Source organism: Novosphingobium chloroacetimidivorans (assembly GCF_014204535.1).
Lineage (GTDB): Bacteria > Pseudomonadota > Alphaproteobacteria > Sphingomonadales > Sphingomonadaceae > Novosphingobium > Novosphingobium chloroacetimidivorans.
Genome location: NZ_JACHLR010000016.1, coordinates 76,648 through 92,197, shown reverse-complemented (window position 1 = coordinate 92,197; position 15,550 = coordinate 76,648). Strand labels below are relative to the sequence as shown.

The 15,550-nt window shown below is 67.2% G+C and carries 18 protein-coding genes and 1 tRNA gene; 9 read left to right on the top strand and 10 right to left on the bottom strand.

Translation table 11 applies throughout. The annotated features are described in order from the left end of the window. Positions 1-4 precede the first annotated feature (4 nt). Positions 5-2,431 (bottom strand): DUF3772 domain-containing protein, encoded by a 2,427-nt coding sequence (locus HNO88_RS16750; RefSeq protein ID WP_184248160.1) that lies wholly within the window; start codon positions 2,429-2,431, stop codon positions 5-7. A 60-nt stretch (positions 2,432-2,491) separates the two neighbouring features. Further along, the gene (locus tag HNO88_RS16745; RefSeq protein WP_184248157.1) at positions 2,492-3,211 is read right to left on the bottom strand and encodes a Crp/Fnr family transcriptional regulator; all 720 of its coding nucleotides are present in this window, start codon (positions 3,209-3,211) and stop codon (positions 2,492-2,494) included. 308 nt (positions 3,212-3,519) lie between these two features. Between HNO88_RS16745 and HNO88_RS16740 the strand changes: the two genes are divergently transcribed. Together HNO88_RS16740 and xth are read left to right on the top strand one after the other, a co-directional pair. Then, a complete protein-coding gene (locus tag HNO88_RS16740; RefSeq protein WP_184248154.1) occupies positions 3,520-4,146 on the top strand; it encodes a Crp/Fnr family transcriptional regulator in 627 nt (208 codons plus the stop codon). Between the two features lie 66 nt (positions 4,147-4,212). Then, positions 4,213-4,989 carry an exodeoxyribonuclease III gene (gene xth / locus HNO88_RS16735; protein ID WP_184248151.1) on the top strand — a complete coding sequence of 259 codons (777 nt, stop codon included), beginning with the start codon at positions 4,213-4,215 and terminating at the stop codon, positions 4,987-4,989. Between the two features lie 156 nt (positions 4,990-5,145). Here xth and HNO88_RS16730 read toward each other — a convergent pair whose 3' ends face one another. Then, on the bottom strand, positions 5,146-5,697 hold the full coding sequence (locus HNO88_RS16730; RefSeq protein ID WP_184248148.1) for an alpha-ketoglutarate-dependent dioxygenase AlkB: 552 nt from the start codon (positions 5,695-5,697) through the stop codon (positions 5,146-5,148). A gap of 231 nt (positions 5,698-5,928) precedes the next feature. Here HNO88_RS16730 and HNO88_RS16725 point away from each other — a divergent pair, with 231 nt between their 5' ends. Genes HNO88_RS16725 through HNO88_RS16710 form a run of 4 tightly spaced genes read left to right on the top strand, consistent with a single transcriptional unit; the run spans position 5,929 to position 8,514 of the window. After that, the gene (locus tag HNO88_RS16725) at positions 5,929-6,234 is read left to right on the top strand and encodes a YggT family protein (RefSeq protein ID WP_184248145.1); all 306 of its coding nucleotides are present in this window, start codon (positions 5,929-5,931) and stop codon (positions 6,232-6,234) included. Then, positions 6,231-7,136 (top strand): bifunctional methylenetetrahydrofolate dehydrogenase/methenyltetrahydrofolate cyclohydrolase FolD, encoded by a 906-nt coding sequence (folD, locus tag HNO88_RS16720; RefSeq protein ID WP_312857099.1) that lies wholly within the window; start codon positions 6,231-6,233, stop codon positions 7,134-7,136. Before HNO88_RS16725 ends, folD begins: the two co-directional genes overlap by 4 nt. After that, positions 7,133-7,867 (top strand): Cif family virulence factor, encoded by a 735-nt coding sequence (locus tag HNO88_RS16715; protein ID WP_312857098.1) that lies wholly within the window; start codon positions 7,133-7,135, stop codon positions 7,865-7,867. The genes folD and HNO88_RS16715 overlap by 4 nt, the downstream gene beginning before the upstream one ends. Further along, on the top strand, positions 7,864-8,514 hold the full coding sequence (locus tag HNO88_RS16710; protein WP_184248143.1) for a MarC family protein: 651 nt from the start codon (positions 7,864-7,866) through the stop codon (positions 8,512-8,514). The genes HNO88_RS16715 and HNO88_RS16710 overlap by 4 nt, the downstream gene beginning before the upstream one ends. 40 nt (positions 8,515-8,554) lie before the next feature. Here the strand turns inward: HNO88_RS16710 and HNO88_RS16705 are convergent, their stop codons facing one another. Together HNO88_RS16705 and HNO88_RS16700 are read right to left on the bottom strand one after the other, a co-directional pair. After that, positions 8,555-9,169 (bottom strand): LON peptidase substrate-binding domain-containing protein, encoded by a 615-nt coding sequence (locus tag HNO88_RS16705; RefSeq protein ID WP_184248140.1) that lies wholly within the window; start codon positions 9,167-9,169, stop codon positions 8,555-8,557. Positions 9,170-9,173: 4 nt separating this feature from the next. Further along, positions 9,174-10,073 carry a tetratricopeptide repeat protein gene (locus HNO88_RS16700; protein ID WP_184248137.1) on the bottom strand — a complete coding sequence of 300 codons (900 nt, stop codon included), beginning with the start codon at positions 10,071-10,073 and terminating at the stop codon, positions 9,174-9,176. Between the two features lie 215 nt (positions 10,074-10,288). Between HNO88_RS16700 and HNO88_RS16695 the strand changes: the two genes are divergently transcribed. Both HNO88_RS16695 and HNO88_RS16690 read left to right on the top strand, forming a co-directional pair. Beyond that, positions 10,289-10,363: transfer RNA gene (locus HNO88_RS16695), tRNA-Gly, on the top strand. 202 nt (positions 10,364-10,565) lie between these two features. Continuing rightward, the gene (locus HNO88_RS16690; RefSeq protein ID WP_184248134.1) at positions 10,566-10,739 is read left to right on the top strand and encodes a hypothetical protein; all 174 of its coding nucleotides are present in this window, start codon (positions 10,566-10,568) and stop codon (positions 10,737-10,739) included. 32 nt (positions 10,740-10,771) lie between these two features. Here HNO88_RS16690 and HNO88_RS16685 read toward each other — a convergent pair whose 3' ends face one another. The 3 genes from HNO88_RS16685 to HNO88_RS16675 form a co-directional block, all read right to left on the bottom strand. Further along, complete coding sequence (locus HNO88_RS16685) at positions 10,772-11,326, bottom strand: hypothetical protein (protein ID WP_184248131.1); 555 nt, start codon at positions 11,324-11,326, stop codon at positions 10,772-10,774. 48 nt (positions 11,327-11,374) lie between these two features. Beyond that, on the bottom strand, positions 11,375-12,274 hold the full coding sequence (gene argB, locus HNO88_RS16680) for an acetylglutamate kinase (protein ID WP_184248128.1): 900 nt from the start codon (positions 12,272-12,274) through the stop codon (positions 11,375-11,377). A gap of 87 nt (positions 12,275-12,361) precedes the next feature. After that, complete coding sequence (locus HNO88_RS16675; protein ID WP_184248125.1) at positions 12,362-13,042, bottom strand: queuosine precursor transporter; 681 nt, start codon at positions 13,040-13,042, stop codon at positions 12,362-12,364. Positions 13,043-13,227: 185 nt separating this feature from the next. Between HNO88_RS16675 and HNO88_RS16670 the strand changes: the two genes are divergently transcribed. After that, positions 13,228-14,571 carry a NupC/NupG family nucleoside CNT transporter gene (locus tag HNO88_RS16670; RefSeq protein WP_184248122.1) on the top strand — a complete coding sequence of 448 codons (1,344 nt, stop codon included), beginning with the start codon at positions 13,228-13,230 and terminating at the stop codon, positions 14,569-14,571. On the opposite strand, the gene HNO88_RS16665 is transcribed toward HNO88_RS16670, so the two are convergent. Both HNO88_RS16665 and HNO88_RS16660 read right to left on the bottom strand, forming a co-directional pair. After that, positions 14,563-15,144 (bottom strand): NADPH-dependent FMN reductase, encoded by a 582-nt coding sequence (locus tag HNO88_RS16665; RefSeq protein WP_184248119.1) that lies wholly within the window; start codon positions 15,142-15,144, stop codon positions 14,563-14,565. The two genes, HNO88_RS16670 and HNO88_RS16665, sit on opposite strands and share 9 nt — an antisense overlap. Positions 15,145-15,225: 81 nt before the next feature. Then, on the bottom strand, positions 15,226-15,495 hold the full coding sequence (locus HNO88_RS16660) for an usg protein (protein WP_184248117.1): 270 nt from the start codon (positions 15,493-15,495) through the stop codon (positions 15,226-15,228). Between the last annotated feature and the right edge of the window lie 55 nt (positions 15,496-15,550).

The following is a 15,550-nucleotide window of genomic DNA, read 5'->3' as shown; positions in this document are numbered from 1 at the left end:
CAGGTCAGCCCGGTTTGCTGCCGTCCGGATCGGGCGCGGCGGCGATCCTGTCGAACTCGGCGGGAGCGAGCTCCAACCGTTGCGGCACCGTACCGATGTCGATGTCCTCGCTCCGGAACCGCGCCAGCAGCTTGCGCAGGACGTTGCTGCGCGCGCCGTACGCGTCCCTCGGCGATGCGACATGGGCGAAGCAGTTGAACAGGATGCGCCCATCGGTGATCGCGTCGACGAAAACCTTGGACGCAGGATCGTCTAGAACAGCCGCCTCCTGCGCGAACAGCTCGGTGACGATGGCGATCACGCGCTCGGCGTCGCTCTCCAGCGGCACCGAGAACTGGATCTGGAAGCGGCCCAGCGGGCTCGCCAGCGTCTTGTTGAGCACCGACTTGGTGATCAGCTCCGAGTTGGGAACGATCAGCGTGGAATGGTCCGGCAGCGTAATCTCGGTCGAGCGCACCGAAATGCGCTTCACGTCGCCCTCGTCGGTGCCGACGCGGATCCAGTCGCCGATCTTGATCGGACGCTCGGCCAACAGGATCAGGCCCGAGACGAAGTTCTGGGTGATCGCCTGCAAGCCGAAGCCGATGCCGACCGACAAGGCGGAAAGCAGCAGGGCGATCCGCTCGATGCCGATGCCGAGCGAAGCCAGCGCCCAGATGATCGCCAGCGCCACTCCGACATAGCGCGCCACCAGGCTCACCGAATTGCGGCCGGAGCCATCCAGGTCGGTCGCGGGCAGGTAGCGGTTGTCCAGCCACGACATGAAGGCGCGCACGACGCCAAGCCCGATCGCCAGCACCAGGATCGAGCGCACGATGGCGCCGGGCGAGATCTCGATCCCGCCGACGGCGATCCCTTGCGAGAGCGTACCGAGCCGGCCGAACAGGCTGGTCAGCCCGCCGCCCCCGCCGAACGGCGAAAGCGCCAGGCCGAGCGCCACCAGCACCAGCACCAGCCGCAAGACGAACGAGAGCAGGACGCCGAACTGATCGACCAGGCTGGGCCGCAAGCCGACGCTGCGCACCAGCGTGTTGCCGAGCCGGCTGTTGCGGCTGAACACCGTGGTCGCGACATCGTCGGCACCGTTCATCAGTAGATAGAGCGCAGAGCCTGTCAGCACGATCCAGATGATCAGCCGCGCGACGAACAGGCTGAGCGCGACGTAGCCGATCGCCAGGCCGACCAGCGCCGCCCCGACCAGCAACCAGGCGAGCAGCACCAGCGCGCCCAGGCCCGTGCCGCTGACCGGCGCACCCTCGGCCTCCTCGCGCTCCGCACGGTTCGCGCGCAAGCGGCCAAGGACGCGCAGGAACGTGCCGATCCAGAGCAAGTGCAGCAGGGCCTCGATCACCTCGGCCGCAGTCCAAGCCGCCTGGCTGGCGCCCACCGCATGGTTGAAGGAGTCCACCAGGATGCTGAGGAACGCGATGATCGCCAGCGGCCAGGCGAGCGGGCGCAGGCGGCTGGCCGTCTCGTCCGAGATCGGAGCGACGCGCCAGGTCGGCTGGGTGCGCATCAGCACCGCGCCGGCGACCGCGACGGTGAAGGCGGCGAACCCGCTCGCGAGCACCAGCCCGTCGAGCAAGCCGCTCCAGCGCGCAGGAAGCATCTGCGACCAACGCAGCCCCTGCACCAACGCCACCGCCGCCAGCGTGGGCATGAGGGTGCCGACCAGCAGGCGCCACAAGGCAAAGCCCGAGCGGCGGATGCGGTGGCCCGGCGCCGTCCCGATCAGGTAGCGCTGGCCAAGCTCGCGCAGCTTGATACGCGCCGGGAACAGCAGCACCGCGGCCGCCAGCAGGCCCAGCACCATCGGCCAGGGCACGCCTTCCTGCCAGCGCCCGAACAACTGCGCAGCACCTTGCGAGACGAAGCGGTCGACCCGCCGCACGTCGCGCGGAAGGGCCGAGACCACCGCGCTCCAGAAGTCGGGCATCAGCGGCGAATGGGCCCGGGTGGAGAGCGTCTCGTTCAGCTGCTCGGCGCGGCTGCGGTCGATCTCGTCGATGAGCTGCTGCGCCTCGACATCGACGAGACGCCCGCGCTTGATCGCCGCATCGATCGCAGCCCGGTTCTGCGCGAGGCGCTGACGCTCGCGCAGGATCTCGGGCGCCTCGGTCGTGCCCTTCGCGACCGGGCCGAGACCTTCGATGCGCGCATCCATGATCGCCAGCTGCTGTTCGAGATTGCTGGCGGAGGCCCGCACGGCCTGCTGCGCGGCGAGAGCCTTGGCGCGCAGATCGTCATGCTCGTCGACATCGACGCCGCCGTCGAGCGCGCGATCGACGCTGCGCACCTCGCCTTCGGCCTGGCTGATCTGCGCCGCAGTCTGCGCCAGCGTCTGCGTCTGGGCCTGCGATTGCGCGAATGCCGGCGAGACCGCGCTCAGCAGCAGGACGAACGTGAGGGCGAGGCGGAGCAAGCTGGTCATCGGTGGGTGCATGTAGACCGCCGGGGCCGCGCTGCAACCTTGCGTGAGGCTGTGACGGGCTCAGCGTTCGCGCTTCTGCAGGTAGAGGTAGCGCGGGTCGAACTCCGCTTCGCGCCAGAGCGCCGCCTTGTCGAGAATGTCGGCGCGGCCGCGGCGCAATTCGGCAACGCCCGCCTCGCGCAGCTCGCGGACGGTCCGGTTGACGTGGACATTGGTGAGGCCGGTGCACTCGCCGATCTCGACCTGGGTCAGCGGGAAATCGAAACCTGCATCGTCTCCCAGGCCGACGATGCCCAGCCGCACCTGCAATTCGCTGAGCAGCATGGCGATGCGCGCCCGGGCCTTGCGACGGCCGAGCGAAAGCTCCCACTCGCGATGGATAGCGGCGTCCAGGTTGGTGTTGAACCAGTAGATGCGCGCCAGCGCCGGATAGCGCTCGGTCACCTGCCGCAGGCCCTCATGCGGGAACAGTGCTACTTTGACGGGGGTAAGCGTCATCACGTCTTGATCGAGATACTTGAGCGTGAAGCTGTGCAAGTCGACGAAGTCACCCGGCACATGGACCTGCGTGATCTGCCGCCGCCCGTCGGCGAGATCCTTGTAACGGCACATGAAACCTTCGAGCAGAAGAGTGCTGTGCACTTGCTCGACATAAGCCGGAACGACGATCTGGTCGGCCGCGTAGTCGCGCGTTTCCGAGATCAGTTCGCCCAGAGCCTGCTCGTACTCGGCCAGGACCGGCGCACGGGCCTGAAGCTTCAGGATATGGCGCTCTAACATGGGCGATCTTCCCCTTTGTCACCGATCGTGACGCAGCAGGCGCACGACGCGTTAGTGGACAGCCGGGCCGCCGATCGACACGGCTGCGGGTCGGTCGTCATGCGCGCACAAAGCCGCAGGTTGCCGCATGTTCCGCAAGCCTGCGGCAGGCGCGCCCGCTCTGGCCGCCGGATGGCCAGGCGTACACCGGCTCTCCCTTGCGATAAGGGCCCATCCGACTCTTTTTTTCATCAACTTAACGTGGGTAAATCAGTCCACCGTCGGAAATGCGCCACAGAGCGCGCTCTGGGGTTTTCTGAGGATACTTGATGAAGTCCGGTCTGGGCAAAGAGCCGTTACGCCGTTTCCGGAGGCACGAGCATCTCGCACTGGGTGGCGAGGCACAAGACAGAGTTTACCGCCTGGATGAGGGCTGGGCATGCCGCTACACGCTGCTGCCCGACGGTCGCCGCCAGATCACCGCGCTCTACCTTCCCGGGGACGTCTGCGAGCCGCAGTGGGTGATCTCGAGCAAAGCAGAGCTTTCGATCGTCGCGCTGACCGACGTGATCGCGACCGAGATCCCGCTCGGATCGATCCGCAACGCCAGCGACGAAGGCGTTTCCGAACTGATCGATGCGCTGATGACCAACTTCAACCGGCAGAGCGACTGGATCGTCAGTCTCGGCCGCCGCTCGGCCAACGGCCGCATCACGGCGCTGTTCGCCGAGATCTACAGCCGCCTGCAGCAGAACGGCCGCGTCCGCCAGCCTTGCACGATCCCGCTGACGCAGCAGGACATCGCCGATGTCGTGGGCCTGACCCCGGTCCATGTGAACCGCGTCGTCTCCGAACTGCGACGCCAGGGGCTCGTCCAGTTCAGCGGCAAGACGATCATCGTGCCGCGTCCCGACGAGATCGACCGTCAGCAGGACGGGATGGGCCTGGCTGGCTGACCGCGCCGGCGGGGAACCCGCCGATGGCACCGGCGGTTCTGCGCTGCGAGCCAGGAGCTGCCCGCCGTGAAGATCGCGACCTACAACGTGAACGGCGTCAACGGCCGCCTGCCGGTGCTGCTGCGCTGGCTGGAGAGCTCCGCGCCCGACGTAGTGGTGTTGCAGGAGCTCAAGGCGCCGGACACCAGGTTCCCGGCCGACGCGATCGCCGACGCCGGCTACCAGGCGGTGTGGCACGGGCAGAAGAGCTGGAACGGCGTCGCCATCCTCAGCCGTGTCGGGGAGATCCACGAGACACGGCGCGGGCTGCCGAACGATCCCGACCCGGCGCAGAGCCGCTACATCGAAGCGGCGGTGAACGGCGTGCTGATCGGCGGGCTCTACCTGCCCAACGGCAACCCGCGGCCCGGCCCCAAGTTCGACTACAAGATCGCCTGGTTCGAGGCACTGATCGCCCATGCGGACGGCCTGCTCGCCTCGGGCTTGCCGGTCATGCTGGCGGGCGACTTCAACGTGATGCCGACCGAGCTCGACGTCTACAAGCCCGAGCGCTGGACGGACGACGCGCTGTTCGCGCCCGAGATACGCGCCGCTTACGCCCGCCTGCTGGACCAAGGCTGGACCGACGCCCTGCGCAAGCTGCATCCAGGCGAGACGATCTACACCTTCTGGGACTACTTCCGGAACGCCTACACACGAAATGCCGGCCTCAGGATCGACCACCTGCTGCTCAGTCCGCCGCTGGCGGCGCGGCTGGTCGATGCGCAAGTCGATCGCGAGGTCCGCGGCTGGGAGAAGACCAGCGACCACGCACCGGTTTGGATCGAACTGGCGGATAAGTGACCGGATGCCTTACGAGATCCTCCCCTGCAAGGGGAGGTGGCGCGCCGGCAAGGCGTGACGGAGGGGTGTAGCCCTCTCGGTCGCGCACTCCACCAGCGGTAGCACCCCTCCGTCAGCCGCTACGCGCCTGCCACCTCCCCTTGCAGGGGAGGATCTTCAAGCCAGGCTCCGGAACGTCACCGACCAGCGGCGATGCTCCATCGGCACGATGCTGTGCTCCCAGCCATGCCGCACCTCACCGGACAAGTGGTAGACCGACCGTGCCGGCAGCGGCAGCGACACGCGCTGGAACCCGCCCGCCTTGCGCCGCCGCAGCCGCATGCTCGCCTCCGCGCCGAGTGACACGCCGACGACATGCTCGAACACCGGCCGATCCTTGTGCCAGCCGATGCCGGCTCCCGGATCGTAACGGATCAGCAGGGCTTGCACGAGCGTCGACGCATCGAGCCCGGCGAACGCAGCGGCCCGGGCGCGGATGGAGAGCAGCCATTCGGGGATAGGCGCGGCTTGCGCGAAGCGGCCGTCCTCGAAGTCGTAGGACCAACCGAACGAGTGGGTCAGGCGCTTGCCCTCCCAGCCCTGGAACTTAAACGGCAGCAGCGCCTCCGCATCGATACGGGCGATGAGTTCGGCTTCCTCCACTGGCGTGATGATGTCCGTGGCGCTGGAGAGGCCGGGCACAAGCGGCAGATCGAACAGGTCAAACATGGCCCGCTCCTCCCCGTCCGTGTCGAGCCAAGTCGAGACGCGCTGGCACCGCGCTCGCATGTCTCCACTGCGCTCGGCACGAACAGGGGTGAGATAGAAGCGGTGTGCTCACGCGCTCGATATGGCCACCCTCTCGCCGGATCGCCAGCACCGCGCTTGCCCGGCCCCCGTGCGCTCGGCTATCAGCGGGCTTTGGCAGCGGGCTTTGCCCCCAAGCGAAAGGCTTGATCCTTGATCTTCCTCACCCTGTTCGAGATCGTCGGCTACATCATCTCGGTCATCGTGATGCTGGTGATCGTCCAGTTCGTCCTGAGCCTGCTGATCTCGTTCAACGTGGTCAACATCCACAACGATTTCGTCGCGGCCGTATGGAAGGCCGTGAATGCGCTGCTCGAGCCGCTGTTCCGCCCGATCCGCCGCATCATGCCCAACACCGGATCGATCGACTTCTCGCCGCTGGTGCTGATCGTCGGGCTTGAAATCCTGCGCATCATCCTCAAGAACCTGGCCATGGCCTCGGTCTCGGGGGCGTTGTGAGCGAGGGGCTGCCCGGTAACCGCATCGACGGCAAGGCCTTCGCCGAAAGCCTGCGCCTGCGCGTGGCGGAAGCCGCCGCCCATTTCGAGCGCGCCGCCGGCCGCAGGGCCGGCCTTGCTGTCGTGCTTGTCGGCGAAGACCCGGCAAGCCAGGTCTACGTGCGATCCAAGGGCAAGCAGACCCTCGCCAGCGGCATGGAGAGCTTCGAGCACAAGCTGCCCGCCGACACATCGGAGGCCGACCTGCTGGCGCTGGTCGCCCGCCTGAACGCCGACCAAGCGGTCGACGGCATCCTTGTCCAGCTGCCGCTGCCCGCGCACATCGACGAGCAGAAGGTCATCGCCGCGATCAGCCCCGACAAGGACGTCGATGGCTTCCACGTCATCAACGCCGGACGCCTCGCCGTCGGCCAGCCCGGCTTCGTTCCCTGCACGCCGCTCGGTTGCCTGATGCTGCTGAAGGATCGCCTGGGCTCGCTGTCGGGCCTGGACGCGGTGGTGATCGGGCGCTCCAACATCGTCGGCAAGCCGATGGCGCAGTTGCTGCTGGGCGAAAGCTGCACCGTCACCGTCGCGCACAGCCGCACCAGGGACCTGGCCGAGGTCGTGCGCCGCGCCGACATCGTCGTTGCCGCCGTGGGCCGGGCCGAGATGGTCAAGGCCGACTGGATCAAGCCGGGCGCCACCGTGATCGACGTCGGCATCAATCGCGTGCCCGCCGCCGAGGAAGGCAAGACACGGCTGGTGGGCGATGTCGACTATGCAGGCGTGGCGCAAGTCGCGGGCGCGATCACCCCGGTGCCGGGCGGCGTCGGGCCGATGACAATCGCGGTCCTGCTGCGCAACACGCTGGTTGCCGCGCACCGCAACGCCGGGGTTCCGCTCGCCGCCGAGGCGCTGTGAAGGCCTGGACGCTCGGGCTGGCGATCGTCGCCATGGGCATGGCGGGCGTCGCCACCGCAAAGCCCAGGCGCCCGCAGCTACGGTTCGCGAGCCCGGCCAAGGCCATCGCAGCCGAGATCGCCTTTGCCCGGCTCGCCCAGAGCAAGGGCCAATGGACGGCCTTTCGCCAGACCGCCGCGGACGATGCGGTCATGTTCGTGCCTCAAGCGGTGAACGCGCGCGACTGGCTGAAGCGGCAGAAGAACCCGCCGGCCTCGGTCGCCTGGCAGCCGCACCAGACCTGGCTCAGCTGCGACGGCACGCTTGCGGTCAACATGGGGCCTTGGCAGCGGGCCGACGGCTCGCAGGGCTACTTCACCACCGTATGGCAGCGTCAGGAAAATGGCGAGTACAAGTGGGTGATGGATCAGGGCGATACGCTGGAGACACCGCTCGTCGCCCCCGAGATGATCGCCTCCAGCGTCGCGGGATGTGATCGCAGGCAGGCGCGCCCGCCTGCTCCCGCCGCCTCAGCCGTACCAGCGTCGGCGGTGCCCGCGCCTGCCTTCCCGGCCGGCACGCGCGGCGGGTGGAGCGAGGATCGCACGCTCAGTTGGGCGGTCACCGTCGCGGCCGATTGCAGCCGCGCCTTGACCGTCAGCCTCTATCGCGGGGCCGGCAAGCCGCTCGAACCCGTGCTGGAGAAGCGTGTCGCCGCGCCGCAACCCGCAGCCGTGTGTCCGCCCGCATGATCGGCGGCGATCTCATGGGGCTGTTCGTCTCGGCTTTCGTCACCCTGTTCGTAGTGATCGACCCGCCGGGCTGCGCGCCGATCTTCGCGGGGCTGACCAGCGGCGCCAGCCACGTCCAGGCCCGCGCCATGGCCGTGCGCGCCTGCTTCATCGCCGCGTGCATCCTGTTCGTCTTCGCGCTGTTCGGCGAGAAGCTGCTGGCGGCGCTGCATATCGAACTGAACTCGTTCCGCATCGCCGGCGGCATCATGCTGTTCCTCATCGCACTTGAGATGGTCTTCGAAAAGCGGACCGAGCGCCGCAACCAGCGCGCCGAGAAAGTGCGCGCGCATGGCGAGGAGACGCCAGAGATCCCCGACGTCTCGGTATTCCCGATGGCGATGCCGATGCTCGCGGGGCCAGGCTCGATCGCCACCACCATGCTGCTGATGAGCCGGGCACAAGGCACCGAAGCGACGCTGGTGATCCTCGCCGCGCTCGCCGCGGTGCTGCTCTGCGCGCTGCTGGCGCTGATCGCGGCGCTGCCGCTGATGCGGCTGGTGGGCGATCAGGTGGAAGCAGTGATATCGCGGCTGCTCGGCGTACTGCTGGCAGCGCTCGCGGCGCAGTACGTGATCGACGGCTTGCGCGAGGCGATGGTCGGTTAGTCGAAGTCGTCCCGGGGCGACTTGCGCAGCGAGCGCTTTCCTACTGCAGCGTGACCCCATTCCCGTCATCGCCGTCAGAGCGGCGGCCGAAGAACTGCATCAGTTGCACCAAAAGTTCGCACCGTTCCGAAACGCCGTTCGCTTCCAGCAGCGCCTGTTTGGCGGCGGAATCGAAGGGCGCGATCTGTGAAACGCCGTTGATCAGCGACTGGTCGTCCAGCCGGGAGACCTGGTCCCAGTCGACGCTGTAGCCCTGCGCGTCGGCAAAGCGGCGCGCCTCGCGCTCGAAACTGGCGCGCTCGACCGCGGCGAGCGACTGGTTCTCCGGCTCGGGCAGCAGCTCGGCCTCGACCTGACGGAAGGGGGTAGTGACATCGAGTTCGCGCAGGATGCGAAAGCGCGACTGGCCTTCCAGGATCACGTTGTAGCGCCCGTCCTCCATCGCCTCGACGTCGCCGATGCGACCCAGACACCCGATCTCGAACAACGGAGATCCTTCCACGGGGCGTTGCGGCTGGATCATCCCGATCAGCCGGTCGCGCACCAGGGCGTCGCCGACCAGCGCGCGATAGCGCGGCTCGAAGATGTGGAGCGGCAGCTGCAACCCCGGATAGAGGATCGCGCCGGGCAAGGGGAAGATCGAGACGCGCGCCACCCGCTCAGCCGAACAGGATCGTCGAAAGCTTGCGGCGCGTTGCGGCGACCCAGGGATCCTCAAGGCCGATCGCCTCGAACATCTGCAGCAGCTTGGCCTTGGCAGCGCCCTCGTTCCACTCGCGATCGGCACGGATCATCGCCAGCAGCGTCGCCGCCGCCTCGTCGCGATCACCCGCGGCAAAGGCCGCACCGGCAAAGGCAAGCTGCGCGTCCATGTCGGCGGGACGCTCGGCGGCGGCGGCGCGCAGCGCGGCAAGCTCGCTATCGTCCGGCTTCTCCCGGGCAAGTTCGAGCGCCGCACGGGCCCGTTCCACCTGAGGATCGGCGGCCAGCTTCGGATCGAGTTGCGCGAGCAGGGCCTCCGCCTCGTCGAGGTGCCCCGCCAGGATCAGCGCGCGCAGCAGGCCGGCATGGGCCTCGGGGCTCTCGGGCGCCATGTCGATGATCTGTGCGTAGATGCCAGCCGCGCGTTCGCCGTCGCCGCTGGCGAGGACGTCCTCGCCCATCGCCAGCAGGGGGGCGAGATCGGGCGCAGGCTCATCACCCGGCTGGATCGGCAGCTTGGCGAGCAACTGGTCGAGAAGGCCCTTAAGCTGCGATTCGCTGCGGGCATTGGTCAGGTCCGCGACCGGCTGGCCCTGGAACAGTGCGTAGACCGTCGGGATCGAGCGGACCTGGAACTGCGAGGCGATGAACTGGTCTTCATCGACGTTGACCTTCGCCAGCACGACGCCCTTGTCGGCGTACTCGGCCGCGACCTTCTCCAGCACCGGCGTCAGCGCCTTGCACGGGCCGCACCACTCGGCCCAGAAGTCGAGGATGACGAGCTTGGTCATGGAGGGCTCGGCCACGTTCTGGCGGAACCGGTCCACGGCTTTCTGCTCTTCGAGGTTGAGGCCCATGCTCGCCAAAGTTCCGTGCTCCCACAGAGATCCGTTCTGCGCCCTAGATCGCGATCCGGGGCCGCTTTGTGAAGGGCGAATGCGCGCCAGCCAGCAGCGTTCCAGGCGATCTTCACAGGAGATGCTTTTTTGCCTTGCGGCCTCCGAAAAGCGTTGCTAGTTGCGCGCCTCACCCCGGCCCACCGCCACTCAGGCAGCGGGTCGCGATCGTTCGAGCGGGCGTAGCTCAGGGGTAGAGCACAACCTTGCCAAGGTTGGGGTCGAGGGTTCGAATCCCTTCGCCCGCTCCAACGGATCGCATGCGGTGATCCCGATCAGATATCATATCCGCTTAGCGCGCGGGGCTTGCCGTGCTCGTGCCGCATGGTCGTTCCGCGCCTGCGAAGCGGCCAGGCATCTCGTCGCACCGAGCCTTCCGGTTGCCTCAGAGCCGGGATCGACGATCCTGCTGCCGCATTTGCGAGATGTCTGAACCAATCAAGAGAGTGTTGCTTGAACACCGTCGCTCCTGCCCGCCACGTCGCTCATGCCCATCTCTGGGGGATCAAGGCCGCCTTGGCCGAACTGCCGCTGTCCAGCAATCCGTACCGGACGCCCAAGGACCGCGCCGCATGGGTCGCAGGCTATCACCAGGCGAGCGCGCCCGCGCTGATCGTCAACCGCTAGGGACAGCCGCCAGGGGCAGACGACTTCGGCCGCTACCCCACGATCGAGCTGCGCTCGATCCGCCAGACCAGCTGAAGTTCGCTGGCGCCAGGCACGTCGTTCGCCCGGCGCAGCACGATCGTCCCACGACGCGACTCGCGCCCGTCCTGGAAATCGATGGTGACCGGCACCTCATAGTAGAGCGATCCAGCGGCCGCGCCTGAGTCACCGCGACCCACCGCAACCTTCGGACCAGCCGCGCCGCCGAACTCGGCCTCAAGCTTTTCCGGCGTCATCAAGGCGTCGAGCGCCCAGGCCTTGGCCGCAGAGTTCCAGTCCCCCACCCGCAGCGCATTGGTATAGAACCGCAGCAGCCGTTCCGGATCGCGCCGCTCTTGCAGCGCGCCCATATCGAGCCCGGCGGCGATGCCGCCTTCGCTGCCGGCGGACGCCTCGCCGCTTGGCAGTGTTTCGACGTCGGTCGGCACCACACTTTCGCTCGCCAGCGGTTCGGCAGAAGCGGGAGTCTCGTCTTTCTTGCACGCGGAAAGAGCGGCAAGCGATCCGGCAAGGAGGATCGGCAGCAGTCTAGCAGCTCGGCTTGGCATGATCTCGCATCGGCCCTTCGCTTCGGGGTTCCTCCCCACGGAACGCTTTCAGCCCGCGCGGATGAGCGTGCCGGCGCCTTCCTGTGTGAATATTTCCAGCAACATGGCGTGTGAGACACGCCCGTCAAGCACGACCGCAGCCTCGCACCCGGCTTCCACGGCCATGAGGCAGGTTTCGAGCTTGGGGATCATGCCGCCCGAGATGGTGCCGTCCTGCTGCAGGCGCGCCACGTCGGCGGGCCTCAGGTCCGTCAGCAGCTCGCCCTGCTTGTCGAGCACGCCAGCGACGTCGGTGAGCAGGAACAGCCGCGCGGCCCCCAGGGCCGCGGCGATCGCGCCGGCCATGGTGTCGGCGTTGATGTTGTAGGTCTGCCCGTCGGACCCTGCGGCGATCGGCGCGATCACCGGGATCATGCCGGCTGCGGACACGGTCTCGATCACGCTGGTGTCGATCATGTCCGGCTCACCTACGAAGCCGAGGTCGACCACACGCTCGATGTTGCTGTCCGGGTCCTTGGCGGTCCGCTCCACCTTGCGGGCGGTGACCATGCCGCCGTCCTTGCCCGACAGGCCCATGGCCTTGCCGCCGGCCTGCGCCACCCAGCCGACAATCTCTTTGTTGATGGCCCCGCACAGGACCATCTCGGCCACTTGCGCGGTCTTCGCGTCGGTGACGCGCAAGCCATCTATGAATTGCGATTCGACGCCCATGGTCTTGAGCATCGCGCCGATCTGCGGCCCGCCGCCGTGGACCACCACCGGGTTGATGCCCACTGCCTTCAACAGCACCACGTCCTCGGCGAAATCGCGCGCCAGATCGGGATCGCCCATCGCATGGCCGCCGTACTTCACCACGAATGTGCGGCCGGCATAGCGTTGCATGTAGGGCAGCGCGTCGACGAGCGTGGCGGCCTTGGCGAGCAGGGCGGGGTCGTGGGGCTGAGTCATCGTGGCCGCGGCTTAGGGCGAGGGGCCGCGGAATTGAAGATAAAAAGAGGTTCGCGCACAGGCGCAGAGGCGTGAACCGGCTCTCCTCTATCTCGTGGCGTCCAGCCGCCGCCCCAGCCGCACGAAGAGGTAGATGAAGGGCGGCACCATGATCGTCGAGAGCACCAGCTTGGAGATGATCTGCCCTTCCATGATCGCGCCGATCGGCATCGGCTGGCCGGACGCATCGACCGTGCCCCAGAACGAGAGCGTGATGAAGATCACGGTGTCGACCACCTGGCTCAGCAGGCTGGCGATCCAGGCGCGCACGATCAGCAGCTTGCCCCGCCCGCCGGCCAGCTTGGAAAACAGGTACACGTTCAGGGTTTGCGAGATGCCATAGGAGCACAGGCCCGCGAACTGCATCCGTGCGCCCTGGCCCAGCAGGCGGGCAAAGGCCTCCTGATCGCCCCAGAACGGCGCTGGCGGAACCACGTGGATGACCAGCGAGAGCAGCGTCATCGACACGATCAGCGGGATGAACCCGAAGCGCACCAGCCGGTTGGCCGTCGCCTGGCCGTAGAGTTCCGCCACCGCGCTCGACATCACCACCAGCATGAGGAAGGCGAAGATGCCGCTTTCCACCGCGAGGTCGCCCAGCACCGGCCAGTGACCGAGCGATGCGAGCTTGGTTCCGAGAACGCCGGCCAGCACGACGAGGCCGCCGTAGAGCAGAGAGATGACGAACAGGGCGCGGGGGATGGTGACGGACTTGGGACTGGACTGCATCGCCGGGGTTTAACGGGCGTGGCGCATTCGGGATAGAGGGTTGAGTCGTGGCGCGCTGCCGACGAAGTCGGTGGCGGAGGGGCTGGCAACACTGCGCAGCCATCCGCAGAGAAACCGCTAGCCCTCAGCCCAAGCCCCGCCTAGTTTCCCCGGCAACTTCAATCCGATCCAGGAACCCGCGTTCGATGCATGTAGCCTATAGCCTCCTTGGCATCGGACTGATCATGCTCGCCGCCTTCCTGCTCTCCACCGATCGTCGGGCGATCCGCCTGCGGGTGGTCGGCGCCGCCTTTGCGCTGCAGGCCGGCTTTGCGGCGCTGGTGCTCTACGTGCCGTTCGGCCGCACGGTGCTGGGGGGCGCGGCCGTCGGCGTGGAAAGCCTGCTCGGCTATGCGCATGCCGGCGTCGAATTCCTGTTCGGCAACATCGCAAGTCCCGAGATCGGCGGCACCAGCTTTGCCATTTCGGCGCTGCCGGTGATCATCTTCTTCGCCTCGCTGATCTCGATCCTCTATTACTTGCGCATCATGCCGCTGGTGATCCGCTGGATCGGCGGCGGCCTTGAGAAGATCACCGGGATCAGCAAGATCGAGAGCCTGTCGGCCGCGTCCAACATCTTCGTCGGGCAGAGCGAATCGCCGCTGGTGGTGCGGCCCTACCTTGCCAGCCTGACGCCTTCGCAGCTGTTCTGCCTGATGACGGTCGGCCTCGCCGGTGTCGCCGGCACGATCCTGGCCGCCTATGCCAGCATGGGCATCCGCATCGATTACCTGGTCGCCGCCGCGTTCATGTCGGCGCCGGGCGGCATCTTCATGGCCAAGATGATCATGCCCGATCCCCGCCTGAACGACATCGCCAATGCAGATGCCCTGGTCGATAACGACAGCCCGCCCGCCGGCATGGCCGCAGCGGCCCTCAACCGTGCCGACGTGACCCACCAGCCCGGCGTGCACGAGGTGGACACGCGAAGCGACATCCCGGTCGAAGTCCCGCACGACGAAGAGCGACCCGCGAACATCATCATGGCCGCCGCGCAGGGCGCGCAGACCGGTGTCGGCCTGGCCGTCGCCGTGGGCGCGATGGTGCTGGCCTTCGTGGCGCTGATTGCGCTTGCCAACGGGCTCGTCGGCTGGGTCGCGGGACTTTTCGGCGCCAGCGGCGTGACCTTCCAGCTGCTGCTGGGCTACATCTTCGCGCCCGTCTTCTACCTGCTGGCGACGCCCGACTGGACTGAAGCTTTGCAGGCCGGCGGGCTCTTCGGCACCAAGATCGTGCTCAACGAATTCGTCGCTTTCATCGAGTTGGGCAAGGACACCGGCCTTTCGCCCCGGACGGTCGGCGTCGTGACCTTCGCGTTGTGCGGGTTCGCCAACTTCTCGTCGATCGCGATCCAGATGGCGGTGACAGGTGGCCTCGCCCCCAACCAGCGCCCCGTAATCGCCCGGCTGGGCATGCGGGCGCTGGCGGCGGGCAGCCTGTCCAACCTGATGAGCGCGGCGCTGGCGGGGCTGTTCCTGGGGCTAGGTTGAGGCTGCCGGCTGAGGCGATCCGGCGCCGATCTCCTTCTGCACGAAAGCGAGATAGGCCTTCATCCAGCCGGCCAGGAACTCCTGCGACCGTTCGTGGATCGTGTGGTCCTCGGCGATGAGATCGTCCTTCCACTGGATGTACGCTTCGGGCTGGTCGAGCACCGGCATGTCCAGGTAGGCGAGCACCATGCGCAAGTGCGACTGTCCGATCGCGGTGCCGATTGGGCCGGGCGAGGCGCCGATGACGCCCGCCGGCTTGCCCTTCCACACGCTCTGGCCCCAGGGACGCGAGCCGTGGTCGATGGCGTTCTTGAGCACGCCGGGGATCGAGCGGTTGTACTCCGGCATGGCGAAGAGCACGGCATCGCAGCTCTTCACCAGTTCGCGCAAGGCGACCACGCTCGCAGGGGAATCCTCATCCTGGTCCTGGCTGTACAACGGCAGGCTGCCGATATCGGCATGGACGAATTCGTGCTCGCGTGCTTGCGGGAGGTGGATCAGCGCCTCGGCAAGACGACGGTTGATCGATCCCTCGCGCAGCGAACCGACTAGGACGCAGATCTTGAGCGGCATTATGGTCTCCGGGAGGCAGGTGTCCGATCCCGCACCAACCCGCAGGCCGGCCTTGCGTTCCTTCGCACTCGTACCCTGCGGTCAGTGGATCGCGATGACGCCGTCCACCGCGCGCCACTCGCTCGGTCCGATCAGGTGCTGGTGGGCGATCCGGACGGAATGCAGCGGCCCTTCGATCTCGCGTCGCCAGTGATCGAGGAACTTGCGCAGCTCCGGAAAGCGGGGCGCCAGATCGTATTGCTGAAAGGCGAAAAGCTGCAGGAGCTTAGGATAATCGGGCAGGTAGTAATGCACCTCGACCGTGGTGAGGCCGTAGCCTTCGAGCTGCATGAGGAAGTCGCTTCGCGCCATAACCCTCCTTCGCACCGCTCCGTTATCACGCGGTGCAGCATGGGGATGATGACAT